The sequence below is a fragment of the Psychrobacter sp. Pi2-1 genome (genome assembly GCF_904846645.1).
Taxonomy (GTDB): Bacteria; Pseudomonadota; Gammaproteobacteria; order Pseudomonadales; family Moraxellaceae; genus Psychrobacter.
In genome coordinates this window covers 1-24,227 of the sequence record NZ_CAJHBO010000009.1, presented here as the reverse complement: position 1 = coordinate 24,227, position 24,227 = coordinate 1, and the positions used below count along the sequence as shown (strand labels likewise).

20 protein-coding genes are annotated in these 24,227 nt (G+C 43.2%); 10 read left to right on the top strand and 10 right to left on the bottom strand.

What is annotated here, in order from left to right; translation table 11 throughout:
- Position 1 precedes the first annotated feature (1 nt).
- The 6 genes from JMX91_RS06895 to JMX91_RS06870 form a co-directional block, all read right to left on the bottom strand.
- On the bottom strand, positions 2–3,877 hold the full coding sequence (locus tag JMX91_RS06895; RefSeq protein ID WP_201548248.1) for an AAA family ATPase: 3,876 nt from the start codon (positions 3,875–3,877) through the stop codon (positions 2–4).
- Between the two features lie 74 nt (positions 3,878–3,951).
- Positions 3,952–5,574, bottom strand: coding sequence for an exonuclease SbcCD subunit D C-terminal domain-containing protein (locus tag JMX91_RS06890; RefSeq protein ID WP_227679319.1), 1,623 nt, complete (start codon positions 5,572–5,574; stop codon positions 3,952–3,954).
- Between the two features lie 152 nt (positions 5,575–5,726).
- Positions 5,727–7,367 (bottom strand): siroheme synthase CysG, encoded by a 1,641-nt coding sequence (gene cysG / locus JMX91_RS06885; protein WP_201548247.1) that lies wholly within the window; start codon positions 7,365–7,367, stop codon positions 5,727–5,729.
- Positions 7,368–7,770: 403 nt separating this feature from the next.
- Complete coding sequence (locus tag JMX91_RS06880; protein WP_201548246.1) at positions 7,771–8,409, bottom strand: phosphoadenosine phosphosulfate reductase family protein; 639 nt, start codon at positions 8,407–8,409, stop codon at positions 7,771–7,773.
- Between the two features lie 84 nt (positions 8,410–8,493).
- Entirely contained in the window at positions 8,494–9,114 is a 621-nt protein-coding gene (locus JMX91_RS06875) for a DUF934 domain-containing protein (protein ID WP_201548245.1), read from the bottom strand.
- Positions 9,107–10,798, bottom strand: coding sequence for a nitrite/sulfite reductase (locus JMX91_RS06870; protein WP_201548244.1), 1,692 nt, complete (start codon positions 10,796–10,798; stop codon positions 9,107–9,109). Before JMX91_RS06870 ends, JMX91_RS06875 begins: the two co-directional genes overlap by 8 nt.
- Before the next feature lie 358 nt (positions 10,799–11,156).
- On the opposite strand from JMX91_RS06870, the gene sat reads away from it, so the two are divergent.
- A complete protein-coding gene (sat, locus tag JMX91_RS06865; RefSeq protein ID WP_201548243.1) occupies positions 11,157–12,419 on the top strand; it encodes a sulfate adenylyltransferase in 1,263 nt (420 codons plus the stop codon).
- A gap of 135 nt (positions 12,420–12,554) precedes the next feature.
- On the opposite strand, the gene JMX91_RS06860 is transcribed toward sat, so the two are convergent.
- Positions 12,555–13,079, bottom strand: coding sequence for a hypothetical protein (locus JMX91_RS06860; RefSeq protein WP_227679318.1), 525 nt, complete (start codon positions 13,077–13,079; stop codon positions 12,555–12,557).
- Between the two features lie 408 nt (positions 13,080–13,487).
- Here JMX91_RS06860 and JMX91_RS06855 point away from each other — a divergent pair, with 408 nt between their 5' ends.
- The 5 genes from JMX91_RS06855 (at position 13,488) to JMX91_RS06835 (ending at position 18,858) form a co-directional block, all read left to right on the top strand.
- Entirely contained in the window at positions 13,488–14,615 is a 1,128-nt protein-coding gene (locus JMX91_RS06855; protein ID WP_160021717.1) for a sulfate ABC transporter substrate-binding protein, read from the top strand.
- A 268-nt stretch (positions 14,616–14,883) separates the two neighbouring features.
- Positions 14,884–15,975 (top strand): sulfate ABC transporter substrate-binding protein, encoded by a 1,092-nt coding sequence (locus tag JMX91_RS06850; protein ID WP_201548241.1) that lies wholly within the window; start codon positions 14,884–14,886, stop codon positions 15,973–15,975.
- 227 nt (positions 15,976–16,202) lie between these two features.
- Complete coding sequence (cysT, locus tag JMX91_RS06845) at positions 16,203–17,087, top strand: sulfate ABC transporter permease subunit CysT (RefSeq protein WP_201548240.1); 885 nt, start codon at positions 16,203–16,205, stop codon at positions 17,085–17,087.
- Position 17,088: 1 nt separating this feature from the next.
- Complete coding sequence (gene cysW, locus JMX91_RS06840) at positions 17,089–18,039, top strand: sulfate ABC transporter permease subunit CysW (RefSeq protein ID WP_201548239.1); 951 nt, start codon at positions 17,089–17,091, stop codon at positions 18,037–18,039.
- 96 nt (positions 18,040–18,135) lie between these two features.
- Positions 18,136–18,858, top strand: coding sequence for a sulfate/molybdate ABC transporter ATP-binding protein (locus JMX91_RS06835; protein WP_179799165.1), 723 nt, complete (start codon positions 18,136–18,138; stop codon positions 18,856–18,858).
- Positions 18,859–19,032: 174 nt separating this feature from the next.
- On the opposite strand, the gene JMX91_RS06830 is transcribed toward JMX91_RS06835, so the two are convergent.
- Positions 19,033–19,362 (bottom strand): ArsR/SmtB family transcription factor, encoded by a 330-nt coding sequence (locus JMX91_RS06830; RefSeq protein WP_057760261.1) that lies wholly within the window; start codon positions 19,360–19,362, stop codon positions 19,033–19,035.
- 386 nt (positions 19,363–19,748) lie between these two features.
- On the opposite strand from JMX91_RS06830, the gene JMX91_RS06825 reads away from it, so the two are divergent.
- The 3 genes from JMX91_RS06825 (at position 19,749) to bfr (JMX91_RS06815) (ending at position 21,343) form a co-directional block, all read left to right on the top strand.
- Positions 19,749–19,940: a bacterioferritin-associated ferredoxin gene (locus tag JMX91_RS06825; RefSeq protein ID WP_101205900.1), complete on the top strand. Its 192-nt coding sequence runs from the start codon at positions 19,749–19,751 to the stop codon at positions 19,938–19,940.
- Between the two features lie 366 nt (positions 19,941–20,306).
- A complete protein-coding gene (gene bfr / locus JMX91_RS06820; RefSeq protein ID WP_201548238.1) occupies positions 20,307–20,795 on the top strand; it encodes a bacterioferritin in 489 nt (162 codons plus the stop codon).
- A 68-nt stretch (positions 20,796–20,863) separates the two neighbouring features.
- Positions 20,864–21,343, top strand: a complete 480-nt coding sequence (gene bfr, locus JMX91_RS06815; RefSeq protein ID WP_179799167.1) for a bacterioferritin — start codon at positions 20,864–20,866, stop codon at positions 21,341–21,343.
- A 177-nt stretch (positions 21,344–21,520) separates the two neighbouring features.
- Here bfr (JMX91_RS06815) and JMX91_RS06810 read toward each other — a convergent pair whose 3' ends face one another.
- On the bottom strand, positions 21,521–22,897 hold the full coding sequence (locus JMX91_RS06810; protein WP_201548237.1) for a DHA2 family efflux MFS transporter permease subunit: 1,377 nt from the start codon (positions 22,895–22,897) through the stop codon (positions 21,521–21,523).
- 356 nt (positions 22,898–23,253) lie between these two features.
- Between JMX91_RS06810 and yghU the strand changes: the two genes are divergently transcribed.
- On the top strand, positions 23,254–24,075 hold the full coding sequence (gene yghU / locus JMX91_RS06805) for a glutathione-dependent disulfide-bond oxidoreductase (protein WP_201548236.1): 822 nt from the start codon (positions 23,254–23,256) through the stop codon (positions 24,073–24,075).
- A gap of 38 nt (positions 24,076–24,113) precedes the next feature.
- On the opposite strand, the gene JMX91_RS06800 is transcribed toward yghU, so the two are convergent.
- Positions 24,114–24,227: transposase (locus tag JMX91_RS06800; protein WP_201547709.1), on the bottom strand; the 114-nt coding region annotated here is incomplete at its 5' end.

Here is a 24,227-nt window from a genome sequence, read left to right as displayed (position 1 = left end):
CTTATGAGGCTTTTTCACTGACGACTTTATGACACCCTTGACCACTGATTCGGCTAAATCCACCTGACAGCTTTTCGACTTTGATTTGGGTTAAGATACGATCTTTTAATGCCTGCACATGGGAGATTACCCCGATTAACTTGCCTTCTTGCTGCAAATTAGTCAGCGTATCCAGCGCAATGTCTAAAGATTCCTCATCCAATGTACCAAACCCTTCATCCAAAAATAGCGAGTCCACACGTATGTTTTGACTGGCCATCTGTGATAGCCCTAACGCTAATGCTAGGCTAATAATAAAACCTTCGCCGCCTGAAAGGTTTTTAGTGCTGCGAATTTCACCACCTTGATAGTTATCAATCACATTTAGCTCAAGTGGGCTATTATCATCACGAGCCAGCAAATAGCGATCGCTCATTTTTTGCAGCTGCGTATTGGCGTGAGTGACCATGAGATCAAAGGTTAGCCCTTGAGCAAAAGTACGGAACTTTTTGCCATCAGATGAGCCAATCAATTTATGCAATTGTTGCCAAACTTGCAATTTGTCCTTTTGGGCAGTGATGGCATCAATTTGCGCCTGTTGAGTGTTTTTCTTATCTTCATTGTCTTTTAGTCGCTGACTGATGGCACCGATTGACTCAATTCGTTTGTTAAACTCATCTTGGGCTTGTGAGTGCTGTTGGGCAAGCATTTCTCTATCATCTACTGTTAGCGGATTAGCCTGCTTAGCTTCAAGTGTCTTTTGGGTGTCTTCCAATAAAGACTGCGCTTGCTTTAGTACATAATCGATATGCTGTTGTTGCTGTCTAAGTGTGTTGCGTTCACTAATTGGCAGGCGCGAGTTAGTAAAATCTATTTCATCAGCGAAATCAGAAGTAGCAAGTATTAACTTAAAGCTATCCTCTTGAGTATTGAGTGTTCCCTGTACTATGGTCACTTGCTCAGTCACCTGATGCTGCTTATCAAGCAATTGACTAAGTATGTGTTCAGCATTGTCTAGCTGTCTTTGGGCAGAGGTTTGCTCAATTTGAGACTGTTCTAACGCCTCACGCAAACGCTTTTCTTCTGCTTCAGGATCTTTATCAGCTAAGACGTCATCTCTGTTTGTTTTTAATTGCGTAAGCGTATCCGATTTTTCAGCCGCGAGTTGAACTAGTTTAACAAGCTCATTTTCTTCTTTATCGAGTTGAGACTGCTTGGTCTCAATTTGTGTTTCTAGTCGACCGAGTGATGTCTTTAGGGTTTGTTGATCCTCTCTATAGTCATTGAACTGTTTCTTGATTTCTAAAAGGGAACTGTGACATTGGCGCAGAGTATTGATTTGCGCCTGAGCGTCCACATTGCTTAGTACGGTTTGATTTTCAATGCTGGTTATCAGCGGTTGTAATGATTGCAGTGAAAAACGTATCGCCGTTTTTGTGCCTGACTGATTCTTGTCAGCGGAATATTTATTTAACAGGGCTAATATATCGGTTTTGAGCACGGTCAATTCAGAAAAATTATCAAGATATTTTTTGTCTAAGTTTTCTATAGCCCATGCTATTTTTTCACTATTGCTCTCAATCTTGTTAATAGTGCTGGTTAGCTCACGCTGCTCCTTGTCTAACGCTTCGATGTCGTTACGCATCGTAGAGAGCGACTCGCTAAGCGTTTCATATTGAGTTAACGTATTTTTAAGAGATTCTTTACGCTTACCTAGCTCGATTTTGCTACTGTCTAATAACGATAGTGTATCTATATGCGTATCTATATGCGCCAGCAGTTTTAATGTTTCAGCAATAACTTGAGAATAACCTTTATTGATTAATAAACTGACCAGCTGGTCAATATCTATCTTCAATTTTTGTATTTGGTGATTTAGCAAGCCTTGTTGCTCTTCCTGCTGCGCAAACTGCTGTCGTACAGTTGCCTGAGTAATACGATGTTTAGATAAAGTATCTTCTAAATTGGATATAGTCGTATCCAGATCTGTTATCTGTTGCTGAGTTTGATCTGCTTCCGTTTCTTGTATTAAATGTGGGTGGTCTGCACTATAAGGATGCTCTAGCGACCCACAAAGTGGGCAGGGATGACCATCTTTTAGGTCAGCGATATAGTCTTCTAATTTAGCGACTTTTTGTAGTAAATGCAGCTGGGTTTGTTTATCTTGACGCTTTTCTTTGGCAGCGCCGAGCGCCGATTCATTATCAGCGATTAAGCCTGCCAGCTTCTTGAGGTCGTTACTCATTACTGGCAAGGTAGCAACTATTTTCTCTACTTGTACACTAAGCTCATCAAGCTGTTTTGTCTTAACGCTCACTTGGTCAAGTTGACGGTTGATGTCATCAATCTGCTCTTGCTCATCTCGCATATCAGCCAATGACTGCACTTGGGTTAATGCTGCTTGCTCTTGTTGTAAAGCGGCCAATTTATCCTGTATAGACAATATGGTGGTGTCTTTTGTCTTTTTCTGTTGATTTAAGCCGTCAAGATTGGCGCGATACTGGTGGATCTGCTGCTGCTGGCTTGTTTTATCATCTGATAGGGCGGTATTCTCTTGCAATACTACTTTTAGTCGGCCGCAATGACTTTTGAAATTCGCTATGTCACTATCAATATTGCTTAATTCATGGGCGTCATTAAGATAGCTTTCGACACTTGCGAGCTGGGTTTTATTTTGTGCAGCCTGTTGTTTATGGTTGTCTATCTCTTTATTTAGATGTTGAGTGCTGCCCGTTAGAGTTTGCTGTCTTTGCTCAATATCTTTTAAGATATGCGTGTTCTGCGTAATCTCCACATCGAGTTTACGCGCCTGCGCAATATTGGGTAGAGCCGTTTGCAAAGCTTCGTGAGTAGCTTGTGTATGAGTTTTCGCTGTCTCTAGATGTGTGGTTGCTTGTTCTAAATCATTTTGTTTTTGTGGTAAGATGCTACTGATCTGCTGCTGTTCTTCTTGCAAGCGTTTTAGGTTATCGCGACTATGGACAAGTTGGCTGAACTGACTATCAATTTCTAGTGCTTTATTAGCAGCGGTTAAGCGTTTGGCATAAGGGATGAAGTCTTGCTGAGCCTGCTGAGCCTGATCTAGATCATTTTGATAAGTATTCAGTTTTTCTTTTGACTCTGTGACGCTATCTAGCCACTTTATCTTTTCGGCCAAATCTTGAATGGTCTGCTGCTGTTCACTTTGGGCACTTTGATATGACTGCAAGTCAGCTTTTAACTGATTTTCTTCATCGGTATCTAAAAGCATCAAACCGTTTAAACCGTATTGCAGTTTGCTGAGAATTTCCTCTTCGGTACGTTTTTTATCATGAACCTGTGTGGAGATAGTTGCGTAAATATCAGTGCCTGTAATTTTCTCTAAAATATCAGCACGTTCATCAGCCTTTGCCTTTAGAAATGCTGAAAAACTGCCCTGAGCCAGCAATATAGAGCGAGTGAACTGCTGAAAATCCATCCGAGTCAGTTCAATGATCTTATTTTTGGTATGCTTTAAGGTGCTCTCTAACAGCTCATCCTCTTTTGACGAATCATTGACGTTTAGCTTAGCAATTTCATGAGTCGCATCTTGCAGATTGCCATCCGCTTTATTGTAAGCACGGCGCTGTCCCCAGCGGCAGCGATACTGCTCACCATTCAAATCAATCACTACTTCAGCGAAACACTCTGCCGTCTGCCGCGTCATCACCTCATTGCTGCTCTTACTGATACTATTAATCCTTGGCGTCTCACCATATAGCGCTAAGCAAATAGCATCCAATATGGTGGTCTTGCCAGCACCTGTTTGCCCTGTAATAGCAAAGATACCTTCATTGGTAAAGGCAGTATCAGCAAAATCAATATGCCATTCACCTTTTAGGGAGTTGAGGTTTTTTAGTCTGAGTTCGATTAGGCGCATGGATAAGTCTTAATATTAGTAATAGCCGCAACTGCGAAAAATTTAGGAAGTGTGGTCATGATATTTCGCTTTTATTATTCTGCCTGTTTGTCTTCATGACGTAAGTTATAAAGTATCTGACCATAGGCATCGCGCAATGAGTCTTTTTGTGAGTCAGGTATGTCATTGATCGTCAAACAGCGCTCAAACACTTCCATCTCATTTAAGTCCTGCAAGTTCTCGGAAGTCTGCTGCTGATTAAGCACTTTGTTATAAGTACGAGTGTTTTTTATCTTAAGCACTTCACAGGGTAACCCTTCTACCATTGCTTGTACTTGCTCACGCAAATCACTGACAATCTCATCCCCTGTATAGACAACCTCTAGCCAAATAGAGTCCGATTGCGTAAGCGCTCTAATGGTTTGCTCAATCGTAATTAGGTCACCAGATATTTGCGCCAGTTGTTGAAACTTTGGAATGGGCAGGGACATTACTTGCATTTGATTAGCGTCATCGCGATGCAGTATTTTATTGCTAGTCACGGCGTCAGTAGAAGTTTCTCGAATGCTTTTATATTGCTCAGGCTGAATAGGAGTATTTTCTATGACAGTGGATTTTTTAACTTCCTCATCTTCTAATGGCTCATCAAAGCCGAACAAGTCGTCCATGAAAGGCAGTTCCTGAGTCGCCACTTTTTCAGCGGTTTTTTCTGCTAATTTATCTACTGATTTTTTAACTTGGGCGACTTCAATAGTAGCGGCTATATTGATGGCATGAGGAATAATACTATCAGGTACGACATTCAGCTCTGAGATGTCATTATTAAAATGTTCTGCGGCACCAAACTGTACCAGCAATACTTGCTTTTGTTGTTTGGCCTCTCCGAAACCCATGGCGATGGGTGAGCCTGAGTAGCGAATACTCTCACGACCGCCAACGCGCTGCGGCACGTGCAAATGCCCAAGTGCCACATAATCGAAGCCATCATTGAACATATCGGCAGATATTTTACCTAGTGAGCCGACATAAAGCTCGCGTACACCATCATCCTCAGTTGTTTTGCCGCCAGACGCGAATAGATGTCCTGTCGCGATGATAGGAATATATCGCTGATGCGTTTTGTTTAAGTCGGCTTGCTTAGCCTTTGCAATGTCTGCAACATTGTCATAGTGCTCGCAAATACCAGCGATAACATTGGCGTCTTTGCTATCTGCAGATTCGCCAGCGCTACTGCTACGCACATCCCGATCGCGCAGATAGGGCACAGCGGCAATAATACAATGGGGGTTGTTGTCGTCATCACCCAAGACCAATACTTCGTCGTCCAAGTGATCACAAGCAGTGCCAATCACATGTACGTTCAAAAACTTAAGCACATTGCTTGGTGCGTCTAAAAATGTCGGTGAGTCGTGATTGCCTGCGACAATAACCACATGCTGACAGCACGATCGTGAGACCTTACCCAAAAACTCATAATATAGCGCTTGGGCTTTATTGCTTGGGGTCATGGTATCGAAAATATCACCAGCGACGATCAATATATCTACTTTTTGCGCGCTGATGGTATCTTGTAGCCAATGCAGGAATGACTCAAATTCTTCATAGCGAAGACGCCCATATAGACGTCGCCCCAAGTGCCAGTCTGAAGTATGCAATATGGTCAAAGGTTTCATTTGCGTGGTTAAAGAGGAAGGCAAGCTAGCATCAGGTATGGGCATAAGTAGACTATAAGTATGAGCAGTAGAAAGTCTTCATTCTAGCAAGAATCGTTGCGTTTTGCGCTGTTGCCAAAAGAAAACCCTACCAATAATATACTGGTAGGGTTTTCTTTTTATTTAAAACTCATCTTTTTACAGGTTAGCAGTAAGCGCTAGTCAATAATCAGTTGCTCCAGACCATCTCCTTGCTGCGTCGCAAGATTTGCGACCATCGATAGGGCATGAGCTTGTTGGTCTATTGGTTGTTTTACTGCTTCACCTCTTGACCCTTCACGCAACCAATTTTTAGCGATGTCATCGCTATTTTGACTGTGCTGCTGATTTTGCAAATTATACCAAGCTAAATCATGATGCAAGCTGACCACGTCGCCCATAATGAGAAGGGCAGGCGTTGGTAATTGTGCTTGTTCTTGTTTGGCAACAATCGTTGCAAGCGTACCTGTCAATACTTGCTGATTGGGCATACTCGCATTAGAGACGATAGCAATCGGCGTCTCGCTACTGCGTCCAGCGTCAACCAAGCCTTCAGTCAAACGTGCCAGAGAGTGCAGACCCATATAAAATACGACCGTCTCATCAGTATTTAAGAAGCTTTTAAAGTTACTGTTGGGTGCACCAGCTTTCAAAAATCCCGTCACAAAACGCACTGACTGTGAATGGTCACGGTGAGTGAGCGGAATGCCTGCATAGCTAGCAGCGGCATTGGCTGCAGTGATACCCGGTACGACTTGATATGGCACATTATGTGCCCGCAGGCTTTCGATCTCTTCGCCGCCACGTCCAAAGATAAATGGATCGCCACCTTTTAAGCGCACCACACGGCGACCTTGTTTGGCATGATTGACGAGCAGCTCATTGATGCCTAATTGCGCAACTGTATGATTGCTGCGTTTTTTACCGACGAATACTTTGTCAGCATCACGGCGGCATAAGTCTAAGACCTGCGGTGAGACTAAAGCATCATAAAACACCACGTCCGCTTGTTGCATTAGACGCAGTGCTTTAAAGGTTAAAAGTTCTGGATCACCAGGGCCTGCGCCCACAATGTAGACTTCACCAACGGCTGGTAAGCTTTTTTCTGACTCATCCGGTGCGACGTTCTTGATGGCATCTGACTCTCTAACCGAGTCTGTATCGTCGCTTTTCTTACTGATAGCAGCGGCAGTACTATCCAAATCAGCTTGCAGTTGTGCAGTCGCTTCAGTTTCATTACCTGCAAACATGAGCTGACTGACTTGGCCTTCAAATGCGCGCTCCCAAAACTGACGACGGCCAGTAAGCGTTGGTATCTTGGCTTTTACCTCACTGCGGAATTCACCTGCCAGCTTGGCTAATTTTCCATAGCCTTGCGGGATTAATGTCTCAAGGCGTGCCCGTAATAGACGTGCCAATACTGGCGCTTTACCATTTGATGAGATACCAATCACAATGGGATTGCGATCGATAATGGCTGGAAAGATAAAGTCACATAAATGCGGGGTATCGACCACATTGACTGGAATGTTTAGCTCAGTCGCATCTGCATGAATTTGGTGGTTCAGCGTCTCATCGTCAGTCGCGGCAATGATTACCCGTGCGCCTGACATATAGGTTTTATTATAGTTCTCATAGATAAATTCATGCTTGCTGTCAGTGAGCAAGGCTTGTAGCTCATGACTGATATCAGGTGCAAGTATAGTGATACAGGCGCCTGCACGGCTGAGCAAATCCGCTTTACGCAGTGCCACTTCGCCGCCGCCCACGATGAGCACTTTACGGTCTTCTAATTTAAAAAATAGCGGGAAGGTGTTCATAATGTCACCATATATTTAATTGTTTATTATAAAAGGTAGAAAAGATATAAGGAATGCCGCCATTATGAGGTATCACAGGCATACTCTCACCTAGTGAATTGGCATTAGCATATTCGTTTTTGAGATATTAATTCATATTTTAGCTAGTAATAGGAATAGCGGTAAGTTTTCGATATATAGTCAGAGAACTAGTAAAAGGCAACGGCGTTACTCTCCCTAGAGGTACAATCTACAATCTACAATCTACAGTCGACTGCCTTGTACCCATTTTAGGTTTTTTTGACTGTAGATAGAACAGGCACAAAAAAATCCCGCTTGGCTCTTATAGAGTCGTTAAGCGGGATTTTTTATTGATATAGCTATAGCCATTGTTCAACAAACAATCGCTACAGTCAGCGCCTTACTATAGCTGAGTATGCAAGCCACACTCACGGCTTTCTTCTACTTTCGTTGGATCAAAGTAGTCATGCTCGTTCGGTAAGTTGTGCTCTTCTAGATATACGTCTAGATCAGCATCTGTTTTTTCAAACAATGGCGCTACTTTCAATACGCCATCTTTTGACAAGCTAAGTACATCAAGACCTTGGCGGAACTCAGTTTGGTCTTTACGAATAGCATTGAACCACACATCTGGCTTTAGCTCATCTAACGCACGGCGGAATGGCTCAAGTTTAACTTGCTCTGTGAACTCGTCATGCTGTGGGTTATCGATACCTGGGATGCCATTCATCGTCGCGTCACGGTGTGCAGCCGTTTGCTTAGGAATATAAGTAACGACATTTAGGTTCAAGTCATGGATAAGCTTGTTGGCAAACTGATAAGTAGCATCAGTGTTGTAACCTGAGTCTACCCATAATACCGTGATATCAGGACGCTGTTTGGCAACCAAATGCAAAATCGCTGATTCATACGGACGGAAGTTGGTCGTGATGATTGGATTTTTTGCTTGAGTCAGTGCCCACTCAACGATTTGCTCAGGTGACTTACCTTGCAGGTTTTGGTTGGCTTGGTCAAGATCTAGATTTGGGTGTAATTGGCTCATAATACGTTCCTTAATTGTTGTTAATATAAAAAGGTTGATTAAAAATATCGGGTATTACTATAAAATTAATAGTCAGTGCGACAGCTATGCGACTGAAGGCTCTGACGGTTGTACAAACATCGGTAAATCTGAAGCGCTTCGACCATCATAGCTGCTGGCAAGGGCAGTAAAGGCTTGCTCAATGCCAAGCTTAGCATCGGCTTCTAGGTCATGCTCGCTCAATACAAAGCTATCAACTCCCACACGTAGCATATAAGCAATTTGATCGCGGCCAAACGCCCCAGCCACTCGAATCTCGCCTGTATAACCGATTTGGCGCAGCGTACGTGCAAAGCTAAAGTGACGACCATCAGCGAATTTCGGCACATCAATCACGATAAGTGCGTGCGTTGATAAGAACTCACTAAGCCCCTCTAGTGCATCAGCGTCAGTATCGGCAGTAACCCACAATCCAAGTCGACTACTGTGCTGTACGATTAGCTCATAGACTTCTTTGATCAGACCACCAGCTTGTGCGCCTGTCGTATCTAACAGATCAACAAGTGGCACGATGACGTCAGGCTTTTCTTGTTTTTGTAGTAGCTCAAGCAACGTAATGTTAGTCGATACAATGCTCTCTGGTAGCGCATCAGTAGTGAGTACATGCCACGTATCTTGACTGCCGATATCGACGCCATGACTGTCCAAAATATGGTGATTAGCCATAGACCTTCTCCTTAAATGGATCAATACCAACGCGCTCAACCAATTGACCAAAGCTCTCTACATCGTTATCAGTGCTGGCACGTAAGTCCACATAGACATCAACGATCTGCTGTATGGTGTTGGCAACCTCAAGAGCAGGCACAGATTTGCCTAAGATTTTGCCAAGTTTGGCATCGTCGCTAGAGTTACCGCCAAGGCTAATCTGATACCAATGTTCGCCTTTTTTATCGACGCCCAAGATACCAATATCGCCTGTATGATGGTGCGCACAAGCATTGATACAGCCAGACATATTCAGGCGAATCTCACCCAAATCATATAGATAGTCTAGGTCATCGAACTGTTTTTCGATTTGTTCAGCGATGTTGTGCGTCGTTGCATTGGCAAGCGAGCAGTAATCCCAACCTGGGCAGACAATCATATCTGTTAGGGTGTTGATGTTTGCGCGCGCTAAATGCAACTCTGATAGCTGCTGCCATAATTCATAAAGCTTATTGGTCTGCACATCAGCGAATACTAGATTCTGCTGATAAGTACCACGTAGCTCACCAAAGCTATATTTGTCAGACAGGTCAGCCAGTGCGTCCATTTGTGATTCACTGACATCACCAGATGGTACATATTTGCCATCGACCAAGCCTGCTTTAAGCGAAATTACTACGGCACGATAGCCAGCTATTTTGTGCGCTACGGTGTTTTGGTTGTACCAATTGGCAAAATCTTTATCAGCGTTTAGTTGCTGTTGTAGCTCAGACTGTATTTGTAGTGCGTCGAATGAGACATAGTCAGGCTCACTAAAGAAGCCAGTTGCCGTTGCAAAATTCTCATCAGTCAAGGTCAATGGGCCATCTTTGGTGTGGGCTTCCCATTCAGCATTGACCAATTTGGCAAAGGCTGGACCGCCCATGCTTTCGACCAAAATTTTGATACGTGATCTGTATTTGCTGCCTTTGTCACGGCGACCATGCAAGTTATAGACACGCAAGATAGCGTCTAAATAACTAAGCAGATGCTGACGTGGCAAGAACTTATTGATAACTTTACCAAGGACAGGAATACGTCCTAGACCACCGCCAACCAATACTTCAAAACCAATCTCACCTTCATCATTGGTTTTTACATGTAGACCGACGTCATGTACTTGGGTTGCTGCACGGTCATCATTGGTGCCGATCACAGCAATCTTAAATTTACGCGGCAAAAAAGCAAACTCAGGGTGGAAGGTTGACCACTGGCGGATAATTTCACAATAAGGACGTGGGTCAGCGATTTCTTCTTTATGAATACCAGCATATGGATCGGTGGTGGTATTACGTATACAGTTCCCTGAGGTTTGGATGGCATGCATCTGTACTGAGGCTAATTCAGCCAAAATATCTGGCACATCTTCTAGTTTTGGCCAGTTCAGCTGAATATTGGTACGGGTCGTGAAGTGTCCATAGCCTTTATCATACTTGCGAGTAATTTCAGCCAGTTTGCGCAACTGGTAGCTGGCAAGCAAACCGTAAGGAATGGCGATACGCAACATCGGCGCATAACGCTGGATGTACAGGCCGTTTTGCAACCGCAGTGGCAAAAACTGCTCTTCTGGCAGCTCACCTGCTAAAAACCGCTCGGTTTGGTCGCGAAATTGGGCAACTCGTTCCTCTACCAAAGTCTGGTCAGCGTAATTATATTGATACATGACGTAATCTCAGTTTTGTTTTTAATCTTAAAATCAGCGACGAAAATGATTTGCGTGTGTAATAGGTTTTATTGCCGTTCGCAATGTAAATAATTCAGCTATACATCATATAAGCTTGTACCCAGAAACATAAATTCCTTTCAGACATATCCATATCCAAACACAGCATAAATTTTCATAACGAAAGTTAGGTAGCCTATGCGTAACAAATTTAATGCCCAATCGTTAGCACGCTACTTATTATCTAGCTATTTATTATCTATCGACGACTTTCTTCTCAGTTTTGTACATTTAATTGTTTTTGCATTTTTGCTCATCTCTTCCAACCATTCTTTTTATAAGAGGTTTTAATAACTATATGTCTCAGACTCAAAACCCAACCCAATCACAATTCAAATCAAAGCTGGTTCCTCCACACGGTAGTGCAGAGCTTAAACCACTGTTGTTAGAAGGCGAAGCACGTGAGCAAGCATTAGAACTTGCCAGCACATTACCAACCATCACTCTAAGCTCACGTGAGCGTGGCGATTTAATCATGTTCGGTATCGGTGGCTTCACTCCGTTAAATGGTTTTATGAATCAAGCGGACTGGCAGGGTGTAGTAGACAACATGCGCTTGCAAAGCGGCGAAAACGCAGGCTTGTTTTGGCCAATTCCTATCACTTTGTCTGCGCCAAAAGAGACTGCGGATAATTTGAGTCAAGGTGACAAAGTAGCCTTGGTCGCTCAAGATGGCGAAGTCATGGGTATCTTGACGGTAGAAGAAACCTACACTATCGATAAAGAGCACGAGTGCCAGCAAGTATTCACGACTACGGATTCAGAGCATCCAGGCGTACAGCAAGTATTGAACCAAGAAGCCGTCAATATTGCCGGTAGTGTCGAAGTGTTGAGCGAAGGTGAGTTCCCAACGTTATATCCAGAAATCTACAAAACGCCAGCAGAAACGCGCGCAATTTTGGATGCTAAAGGCTGGAAAACAGTGGCTGCATTCCAGACGCGTAATCCAATGCACCGCTCACATGAGTATCTGGCTAAAATTGCGATTGAAATCTGTGATGGTGTATTGATTCATTCATTATTAGGCGCATTGAAACCTGGCGACATCCCAGCAGAAGTTCGTCAAGAAGCCATCAAAACACTAATTGATAACTACTTTAGACAAGATACTGTTATCCAAGCGGGCTATCCGTTGGATATGCGCTATGCTGGCCCACGTGAAGCATTATTACATGCGCTATTCCGTCAAAACTATGGCTGTAGCCATCTGATTGTTGGTCGTGATCATGCGGGTGTCGGAGATTACTACGGTGCATTTGATGCGCAAACGATTTTTGAGCACGTTGGCAAAGATGACCTTATTACTCAGCCACTCAAAATTGGCTGGACGTTCTGGTGTAATGCTTGTAATGCGATGGCCTCTGACAAGACTTGCCCGCATGACGCCTCTGAGCACGTTAAAGTGTCAGGTACTAAGCTGCGTAAAGCACTATCAGAAGATGAAGATGTACCAGAAAACTTTAGCCGTCCAGAAGTACTACAGATTTTGCGTGACTACTATGCTGGTATCGCAAAAGAAGAGCGTGCTGAAGTTAAATTAACGGGTGCATCTGCTGTATAAAGACTGATCATTAGTATAAGAAACTCGTACTAAGCCAGTCATAAAAAAGGTGTCAGACTTATTGTCTGGCACCTTTTTATTTTTATCACTATTTTAAAATGAAAAGCACGTCCTAACACATGCTAGCGATGACTATTAAATCTCCAAACCTACTGCCAGCTTTTTATACTCTCCAGCAAGCGAGCCTCCACCTGAGCAAAAATAGTTCAATGCATACTTGTCTGAGCTGTCGATGATGAGGGTATCGTCCTTAAATTGAAAAAAGGCAGTACTGCCATTTACCTTTGCCTGAAAAATCGTGCCATGAGCAGTATCTTGTCCCATTAATGTCGCCTTACCATCGAAGTGACAAGTAGGTTTTTTGATATCGCTGCGTGAGCGAACTTTAATGTCAATCTGTCGATCACTCTCTGCTCGTACCAACACGCCAACCCAATCATAGCCTTGTGCTCGTTTGTAGTAGTCGGCAGTAGCGTAATCTGCTGAAACTTTATCTGTTGAAAAATTGTCTGCTGAGACATTGTCACCCAAGATATTACTTTCAATAGTTGGCAAATTAGATGTTGTACTGGCAACTGATTTGACCTTGCTGTGGCTATCGCTATTCATAGTGGGCGACATACTATTACAGCCTGTTAAAGCCGCTAGGGTAGAGGTCATTATTATTAGCCCTACAATAGAATGAAATTGACGGTATGAGGTATTCATATAAGGGCCTTTGGTCAAGTAGAAAAGTAAGGTTTGCATAGTATCGGGATAATGAAAGTATCATTGATACAGCAAACTTTATAACGTAAAAATAATGGTACAGCCTACCCAAATCATAGTCTACTTGATAAACCTGCCAGCAACTACTCAACCCATTTTATTCTTAATGATGCAAAACGATTACTCCTATCACTTATGCCAACTTCACTAGTCGATAAGCTAATTCATCACTAAGCGTTTGCTATTTATGCTGCTAGCATAGCCTGCATCATCCCGACAACCGAACTCAAAAGATTGTAGGCCCTGTGATGATGGTCAAGATTTTGACAAAACGCTTCTAATACTTTTATCGAGAGCATCATGCAAAAAAAATTCCAACAAATCAGCATTGCTAGCATTCAATCAACTAATAATAAGCCTGTAAAAGCACGTGTACTTGCCACTAGCGGCATGCTCGCAGCAGCGATAATGATGACAGGCTGCAGTCCAACAGAAGCGACGCAAGATGACGCGGCAAATAGTGCCAGTGGCAGGACGCAAGATGTCGAACTACTCAACGTCTCCTATGATGTGTCTCGCGACTTTTACAAAGACTACAACACTTTATTCAGTACTGACTATCAAAAGACTCACCCAAACAGCAAAGTAAATATCAATCAGTCACATGGCGGCTCTAGTAAGCAAGCGCTTTCTGTCGCCAACGGTTTGCAAGCGGATGTAGTGACTGTTAACCAAGAGAGCGATATGAATCTATTGGTGGAAAAAGGCTTGGTCGCTGCTGACTGGCAGCAAGCACTACCAAATAATGCCGTGCCGTACACCAGCACCATGGTGCTACTGGTTCGCGCTGGTAATCCAAAAAATATCAAAGACTGGTCAGATTTGGCCCGTAATGATATCGATGTGGTCATCCCAAACCCGAAAACCAGTGGTACAGCGCGTTATGCTTTCTTGGGTGCTTATGGCTACGGCTTGCACCAATTCAAAGAAAGCAATAATGAAAACCCTGTAAAAACCAATGACTTTATTAAAAAGCTGCTGGCCAATGTCGTCACTTATGACAATGGCGCGCGCGCTGCGACTACCAGCTTTACCCAGCGTGGTCTAGGTGATGTATTGATCACGACCGAAAACGAAGCACATTTGGCTGCACAGCAATTTGCAAAGGGTAGCGTTGATATCGTATATCCGAGCTATTCGATTACGATTGCCAACCCAGTAGCGGTCGTAACGGCAGTGACTGAAAAATCTGGTAAGACGGAAGCAGCTAGTGCTTATCTAAAAGGCTTGTGGGACAAACCTGCCCAAGAGCTCATGGCAAAAATGTACATGCGTCCAAGTGATGAGCAAATTTTAGCTGCTCACAAAGATACTTTGCCTGATATTGAGACGTTTGAACCTGTGGCTGTATTTGGCTCATGGGCAGAGATTATGGGTGCTTTCTTTGTAGATGGCGGCCGTTTTGATCAGCTGGCAACCACGAAGTAGTCGTTAATTCTCAGTTTATATAGCTATCTATCTTAGCTGCTTTCAATGAAACGCGGACAAGATAGATAGGGCGCATGCCAGTATTAAAACCATCAATAAACAAACAGTCGGTTATACATATAGATTCTTTTAACAACTTATTGATATGTCTAGATTTGTTTACTGGTTATTCCCTTTTGGCAATAACATACGCATATTCATCATTAAACATAATAAGATGGCGCTGTTAGCATACTTGCATTACACAACAGACATCTTTGAGGTATTTATGACAGACGTAGCTCGTTATCAACAGAAAAGTAAAACTCTTAGTGCCTTGAGTATTGCTGGCGTTGCATTGACCCTTGGTCTAGCTGGCTGTAGCAACAGTGAGACTACTGAGGCCACAGCCGATGGTTCAGCGACGACAGAAGGGCAAAATATCGAGCTACTTAATGTCTCATATGATGTGGCACGTGACTTCTATAAAGATTACAACCCGTTGTTTGTCGAGCATTACAAGGCTGAGAACCCAGACAGCAATATCCTAATCAAACAGTCACATGGCGGCTCAAGTAAGCAAGCATTGTCTGTGGCCAATGGTCTGCAAGCGGATGTTGCCACCATGAACCAAGGGTCTGATATTGAGCTGCTTGAGAAGAAAGGCTTGGTTGAGTCAGATTGGGAAAGCAAATTCCCAGACAACGCGGTTCCTTTTACCAGTACGATTGTATTCTTGGTGCGTAAAGACAATCCAAAAAACATCAAAGACTGGGAAGATTTGACCAAAGATGGTGTTGAGATTGTCATGGCCAATCCAAAGGTCACAGGTAACGGTCGTTATGCGTTCTTAGGTGCATACGGTTATGGTCTACATGCTTTTAATAAAGATGAAACGAAAGCTAAAGGCTACGTCAAAGACATGCTAAAAAATGTCAAAGTCTATGAAAACGGCGGACGTGCAGCAACGACAACTTTCGTACAGCGCGGTATCGGTGATGTGTTGGTTACTTTTGAAAACGAAGCCAACCTTGCAGCGACTGACTTTGGTGCGGGTCAAGTAGATATCGTTTATCCAAAATACTCAATCAAATCAGAAAGCCCTGTGGCTGTCGTGAAGACAGTAACAGACAAGAAAGGTACTACCGACGCGGCCAAAGCGTATCTTGATTATTTATGGAGTGAGCCGGCTCAGCAACTAGCCGCCGATTTATACTTACGTCCTAGCGTTAAGAGCGTTCTTGACAAAAACAGTGACAAATTGCCACCTGTTGAGACTTTCCGCCCGAACGATGCCTTTGGCACATGGGATGAGATCATGAGCACTTACTTCAGTGATGGCGGTGTGTTTGATCAGCTGGCTGTTAATGCGCCGCAGTAATCGTCTGCTACGTACATAAGAGCTGCTACTGCGCTAACTACTGAAACTGGTTGAAGCAGTTAATCGTACAGTCAGTCATGAAGCACCCCATAAAGGACATGGTCGTACGCACTATGTCCTTTATATCATAAGCCGACCAATAATAATTTTAATAACAGTTGTGATAATAATGGTCTTACGGTGAGCACCCTCGCTAAGTACCATCAGTTAGGCAATAGGACATCACTATGAGTGCAACATCTTCTTCTGCCAGTAAACCCACCAACAAAAAAGGGTGGTTGACACGCTTGCGTCAGCGCAATGTGCTACCCGGGTTCGGTCTGAGCATGGGTATTACTGTCTTTAGCTTGTCGTTATTGGTGGTACTACCGTTTGCCATGATGGCCTATACCACGACGCAGATGGGTTGGACTGGCTTTTGGGAAACCATTACCCAGCCACAAGTCACTGCCGCTATCAAGCTGAGCTTATGGATGTCGTTTTTGGCGATGTTGACTAATATGGTATTTGGCACATTGGTCGCATGGGTACTTGTGCGCTATGAGTTTTGGGGAAAGTCACTGATTAATGCCTTGGTTGATTTACCATTTGCACTACCAACTGCCGTTACAGGTATCTCGCTTGCCACTTTATATGCGCCTAATGGCTTGATCGGTCAATGGTTTGCCAAGTTCGATATTCAGGTCGCCTTTACGCCAATAGGTATTTGGCTAGCACTGGTTGTGGTTAGCTTTCCCTTTATTGTCCGCGCGGTGCAGCCAGTACTCGCTGAGCTGTCAGTAGAGTTTGAAGAAGCCGCTGCAGTATTGGGCGCCAATCGTTTGACAACTTTTCGTAAAGTGATTTTGCCGGAGTTGTTACCTGCCTTGCTAATGGGTGCAGGTATGATGTTTGCCCGTGCCACTGGTGAGTATGGTTCAGTTATTTTTATCGCGGGCAATATTCCGATGCAGTCTGAGATTTTGCCGCTTATCATTATCAGTAAGCTTGAGCAGTTTGATATTCAAGGGGCTTCTGCGGTTGCACTATTTATGCTACTCATATCATTTGTCATCTTGCTGACCATTAATATCATGCAGTGGAAACTGTCGCGCCGTGTAGGAGCTCGCTAATATGCAAATATCTAATAGCTACGACTACCAAAGCAACGCCGCGACCAAAGATACCCCATGGATACGCCGTACCTTTATTGCCATTGCAGTGTTATTCATGATTGTCATGTTGGTCATTCCATTACTGGCAGTGTTTTATGAAGCCTTTAAAAATGGTTGGCAGTTATATATTGCTTCATTAGTAGACCCTGAAGCTTTGCAAGCCATCAAGCTTACGCTCATAACAGCAGGCATTGTCTTACCGATTAATATGGTAATGGGCATCGCAATTGCATGGTTGGTTACACGCTATCAGTTTAAAGGTAAGCAGCTGGTTACCACTTTGCTAGATTTGCCATTTTCGGTATCGCCAGTGGTTGCAGGTTTGATGTTTGTGCTGCTGTTTGGACTGAACTCTACTATCGGCGGCTGGCTTGAGAGCATGGGTTTCCAAGTAATATATGCAGTGCCTGGTATCATTTTGGCGACGTTATTTGTGACCTTTCCGTTTGTTGCGCGTGAGCTGATCCCATTGATGCAGACTCAAGGCGACTCTGAAGAGCAAGCAGCGTTAACCTTAGGTGCGACTGGTTGGCAGACATTTTGGCATGTGACATTGCCTAATATCAAATGGGCGCTGCTGTATGGTCTGATTTTAACCAATGCGCGAGCGATGGGTGAGTTTGGTGCGGTCAGCGTGGTATCTGGTCACATTCGCGGCGAGACCAACACCATGCCACTATTGGTTGAGATTGCCTATAACGATTATAACTTTACCGCTGCGTTTGCCTTATCGAGCATATTGGCTGCATTGGCCTTGGTAACGCTACTGATTCAGCAAGTCATGACCAAGATACAAGAACGTAAATTTGCCAAGTCTGAGCGGCTCGCCAGCGCACCTGAGCTGCCAGTGAGTGCTAACGCAACGGTCACTACTGAAACGACGAGTGCGGACAGTACTGGCAAGGTATAACGGCCATTAGCTAATAAATGATGTTAATACTATTGATGCAGTCGCTACTCAGCTACTTGCCACGATACGACAAAAGATATAATAAGAGACACGATTATGAGCATTGAAATTCGCAACGTTAATAAAAAATTCGGCAATTTTACCGCTTTAGATAATATCAATATCACGGTGCCGACTGGCAAGCTGACGACGTTACTAGGTCCATCGGGCTGCGGTAAGACTACTTTGCTACGTATTATCGCAGGTCTGGAATATGCCGACTCTGGACAGGTATTGTTTGATGAGATGGATGTCACCAATACCCCAGTCCAAAAGCGCCATATTGGCTTTATGTTTCAGCATTATGCGCTGTTTCGCCATAAGAACATCGCGGACAATGTAGCTTTTGGATTGACCTTATTGCCAAAAAACGAACGTCCTAGCAAGGCTGATATCAATAAGCGCGTGGCAGAGCTGTTAGACCTCGTACAGCTACCGCAGGTTGCCAATGCTTATCCGCATCAGCTATCAGGTGGTCAGCGCCAGCGCATTGCACTGGCACGGGCACTTGCGGTCAAGCCAAAGCTGCTATTGCTGGATGAGCCATTTGGTGCATTAGATGCCAAAGTACGTAAAGAGCTGCGCACTTGGCTAAAGAACATCCACCACGAGCTTGGTATCACCAGTATCATGGTAACGCATGATCAAGAAGAAGCACGTGCGGTATCAGATGAGATCGTCGTGATGAATCAGGGCCGAGTAGAGCAGGTGGGCACGTCAGAGGAGCTGATACACCAGCCAGCCAACGCCTTTATCAGCGATTTCTTAGATCTTGTATAAGCATTTGATCTAGCGCAATTTAAGTCAAATTATCAATAGTTGAGCAAAAAAAGACCTACGAAAGTAGGTCTTTTTTGGTCTGGAGCATTGCCGCAGATTTATTGTCTTAAACGCTTTTTGTAAAGCACAGTCAAAGAGCTAAAAATCTAAGCGGACACAAGCGGACAATCGTATCTAAGCAAGATCCGATACATCTCTACTAGTACCTCTAGGAGTGATCTGCTCGTAGGTGATGTCTAAGATATCTTGACACCAATCTGGTAAATCATCAGCGACCTCATACCACATCCAAGTACCATCACGTACACAGCTCAAAATACCCAGTTTTTTCAAATGGTTTAGGTGGCGTGATATCGTTGGTTGTGGCTGGTCAAGCATATCTACCAAATCACCCACGCAACGTGCTTCTTTTTTAAAAAGAATTTGAAATATTTTTAGACGTGTCGGATCAGATAGGACTTTGAATAAATCGATAGGTCGTATCGTAAAGTTATTATCAGACATAGGTGAATTCCAATGGGCTTCGTTAATAGGGGTTCAATATAACAGCAGTTATCTATAAAATCGATTAAAAAATAAGCAAATTTACAGTTCATCGTCAATTCACTACCTTTGAAAATATTCGGTTACACGCACACTTATATCCACTTACATAAATGAACTGCCTGTAATACAAGGATACCGTCTCAACGAATAAATATATCGAATGTGATTGAAAATGATAATAATTATCGTTATTATACTGCAAGCGATAAACGTGATTTCAACGACTACTTTTTAATTGTTGGAAAACAGTAAATTATCCGTTTGTCAATGACACTTATCACAAAGTTTTATATAAGTGTCTTATGCCGTCATTATCGAATAGTGGTATTCCGAGGAGCCAATCCATGTACGTATGTATCTGCAACAACGTAAAAGAAAAGCAAATCAAAGCAGCTATTGCTGCAGGTGTTGATACGCTCGATGGTCTAAAAGATACGCTCGATGTAGCAACGTGCTGTGGCTGTTGTGAGCCGATGGTCAATGACTACCTAGACGAACACCATGCAAAACTCGATAATCTAGCATATGCTGTTTAAATATTATCAATCATATACCTTGTAATATAATACGATAAAATATATTCAATATTCTGCATCTAACTTTATTATACATAAAGGGTCGGGTGCAAGCGTCCATATAATCTCACTCAAACGCCAGCATGTTACATAACACATATAAATACTAGTTGTAGCTAATTATGATTCTCAATTAGCATCTTATTCTTAGTTCATAACGTTACACCCTATACTGCGCCTGTATGCTACTATATTTACTTGAGATTAGAAGCCATTTTATTGATTTTGATTTTGATTTTTACTGATCAGTTTGCCAATTATGCTATCCTTATATAATAAATTGTGAATGTATAGTGATCGGTAAAAATAAATAGGGGAGTACGCGTTATGATAGGTAGCCAGAAAGTCATTGATTATTTGAATTTCTTACTAGGTGGTGAGCTTGCTGCTCGTGACCAATATTTTATCCATTCAGAGATGTATGCTGAGTGGCACTATGGCAAATTATACGACCGTATCCATCATGAAATGGAAGACGAAACGCTACACGCACAGAGTATCATTCGCCGTATCTTGATGTTGAGTGGCACGCCAAAGATGTCGGTCGACGCTATCCATATCGGTGCGACTGTCCCTGAGATGTTGCAGTTTGACCTAGATTTAGAGTATCAAGTACAAAAGCATCTAAAAGAAGGTATCGCACTTTGCGAAGCAGAGCATGACTATGTCACGCGTGAGATGCTGGTTGAGCAGTTGAAAGACACCGAAGAAGATCATGCGCATTGGCTTGAGCAGCAGCTCCGTCTCATCGACATGATTGGTCTACCGAATTACCTACAAAGCCAAATGGCTGAAGTCACTCCTAATATTGTCTGATATCATCCTACGTATGAATAGCATTCACAGTATTTAGCATAAATAATAGAGATTAAGGGAGAAAGGTAATGACAGGGGATAAAGAAGTTATTCGCGCGTTAAATAAAGTACTTGGGCAGTCACTGATTGCCATCAACCAGTATTTTTTGCATGCACGTATTGCACGTCATTGGGGTCTAGAGGCGCTTAATGACTCATTATATAAGCAATCTATTGCTGAGATGAAATGGTCAGACGACTTGATTGCTCGTATTTTATTGTTAGGCGGTTTGCCAAACTTGCAGGAACTGGGCAAAGTATTGGTTGGCGAAGATGTACCAGAAATAATCGAGTGCAACTTACGTCTTGAAAGACAAAAGTTCGATATTATTACTGATGCTGTCACCTTATGTGAGACAAAGTCTGACTATGTCTCTCGCCAGCTATTAGTCACGCTAAAAGATGGCAATGAAGAGTATGAAGACTGGTTAGAGACGCAGCAGGACTTGATAAAAAGTATTGGTGTAGAGCGCTACATCCAATCGCAAATGAGTGATGATGACGCATAATATTTTTTGATGTAAGTCGTAATAAAAAAAGCCAGTATGAGATTGATAACACAATCGCATACTGGCTTTTTTCTGTCTATAGATAAGCTATTTCTAACGTTTTGGCTATACAGAATAGAGATGTGTTGTACGTAAAATCTCACTCAATAGAAAACTTGTCTCTATTGACAATACGCTCTAGTATAAACCGCGTCCATCCTCAGGTTTCAGACGTAAAAAATACAGCCCCGAGAGAATGGTCAAAATGCCCAATATCCAATAAGTGGTTTGGAACGCAACTAACGTATCCATCTGCAGACGCTCACGTAATAAATTCAATACAGCAGCACCGAACGCAATACCAAAGCTAATCGCCAACTGCTGATTGACCGCCATTAAGCTATTGCCACTACTGGTTTGTGTGCCCTGTAAATCGCCAATCGTAATCGTATTCATCGCACTGAACTGCATAGAGTTGCAGGCACCCATGATGGTCAGGATGGGTATAAACCATAGCCACTGCGAGGCATCATTAAACTGCGCTAGCACAATGATAAGCGAACCCATAAACAAGGTGTTGTAGACCAGCACTTTACGGTAGCTAAACCGCTGAATAATCTTGCTAACCCAAGGTTTGATACCTATAGCACCCACTGCAATCGGGGCAAGCAACCAACCTGCCTGCGAAGGTGAGTACTCAAATACCACCTGTAGTAATAAGGGCAGCAAAAATGGTACTGCACTGATACCAAGTCGCGTAAATAAATTACCTGTAATACCGATTCGAAAAGTACGAATATCAAACAAGCTGAGTGGAAACAGGGGAGCTGCTCGCCGTTTGGCATGCCAGACATACGCACCGATCAATAGACTTGCGCCTAATCCAAGCAACAACCCATAAACTCCGCGACCTGTCTGTGAACCAAACTCGACAGCGAGAGTAAATCCGCAAGCAGCTGCGGCAAACAATACAAACCCTGTCCAGTCAAGACGCTTGGTATCTTCATATAGCGCTGGCACCAGTTTTTTGCCCATAATAAAACCTGCCACACCCATCGGTATATTGATCAAAAATATCCAATGCCAGCTGGCGTATTGCACGATATAGCCACCCAATACTGGACCGACTAGTGGCGCAACCAATGCAGGTATCACAGCGAAATTCATCACAGTAAGCAGCTTATTGCGCGGGTAAGACTTAACCAATATCAAACGAGCGACAGGTGTCATCATGGCACCGCCGATACCCTGTACCACACGTGAAGCAACCAAAAAATCTAATGTTTGCGACGCCGCGCACAGTAATGAGCCAACACAAAAAATGATGATGGCCGATAGAAATACCCGACGTGTGCCATATTTATCCGCCAAAAAACCACTGATAGGGATAAAGATCGCTAGGGTCAATGCATAGCTGATGACGGCCCACTGCATTTTTAGTGGTGACTCACCCAGCGCCTGCGCCATTTGTGGCAACGAGGTGTTCAAAATAGTAGCGTCTAAAATTTGCATAAATAGCGCTACCGCTAGTACGTAAGGTAGGTATTTATCTTGAGTCGGGGTGAGCGTTACCATGTGAGTCCCATTGAACGTCTCGTTATTAAGTAAAAAAATAGCGGATTTGCGAGCAGATCACTATGCAAGCTGAGTAGTATAAGAAAGCCTAGCTCATAATAAAAGTGACTCAAAGTAACTGATATAAGATAACTTATATAAGATAACTTATATAAGAGCAACGATGCGAAGGGTAGCTAATAAAAAGGCAAAGAGGTGAAACAAGACAAAGAAGTTGCTCAGTGCTAACAGCTTATTTTCTTTTACTTTAGAATTAGAAACACAACATTGATTACAAGAGAGAACTTTAAAGTCGTTATGAGTTCTCGTTATAGTAAACCTTCGCGGCAGTCATAAATACAAACCGAGGATAAATTATGAGTCAAGATAATAATAAATACGTACCACCAAAAGTTTGGACGCAAGATAAAGACAACGGCGGCAAGTTTGCTAGTATTAACAGTCCAACGTCTGGAGCTCGCTATGATAAAGAGCTGCCCGTTGGTGATGCCCCGTTACAGCTGTACTCGTTAAATACGCCAAATGGTGTCAAGGTAAACATACTATTAGAAGAGCTGGCAGAGCTTGGCATTGACGGAGCAGCATATGATGCCTATAAGATTGATATTTCTAAAGGTGAGCAGTTTGGCTCAGGGTTTGTAGAGATAAACCCTAATTCAAAGATTCCAGCTTTGGTCGATCATTCTACTGATATAGCAGGCGAGCCGATAGCACTCTTTGAGTCGGGCGCTATCTTAATGTATCTAGCAGAAAAGTTTGATAAGTTTCTGCCACTGGCTACTGGCAAAGCGCGAGCAGATTGTTTGTCTTGGATTATGTGGCAAATGGGTAGCGCACCTTTCTTAGGTGGCGGCTTTGGACACTTTTATGCGTATGCGCCTGAACCTCTAGAGTATCCAATTAATCGCTATACGATGGAAACCAAGCGTCAGCTCGATGTATTAGACACGCATCTAAAAGATAACGAGTACCTGTGCGGCAATGATGAGTCTGATTACAACATTGCGGATATGATTGTCTGGTCTTGGTATGGCCAGTTGGTACTGGGTAAGCTCTATGACGCGGCAGAATTTTTACAAGTAGAAGACTACAAACACTTGCAGCGTTGGGCTAAGAAAATCGCTGAACGTCCTGCAGTCAAACGTGCAGTAGCGCTAGAGCTAAAACCAATCGACTAAACTAAGTATCCAATACAGTTTAGATCTAGGGCGTGTCATCAATTAAGCCAAATGACACAAGAAACCAGATAAATAGCACTCAAGAAATGACGGGCTAACTTATCATAGCGAGTAGCAATCGCACGATACTGCTTAATCTTGGCAAAGAAGTT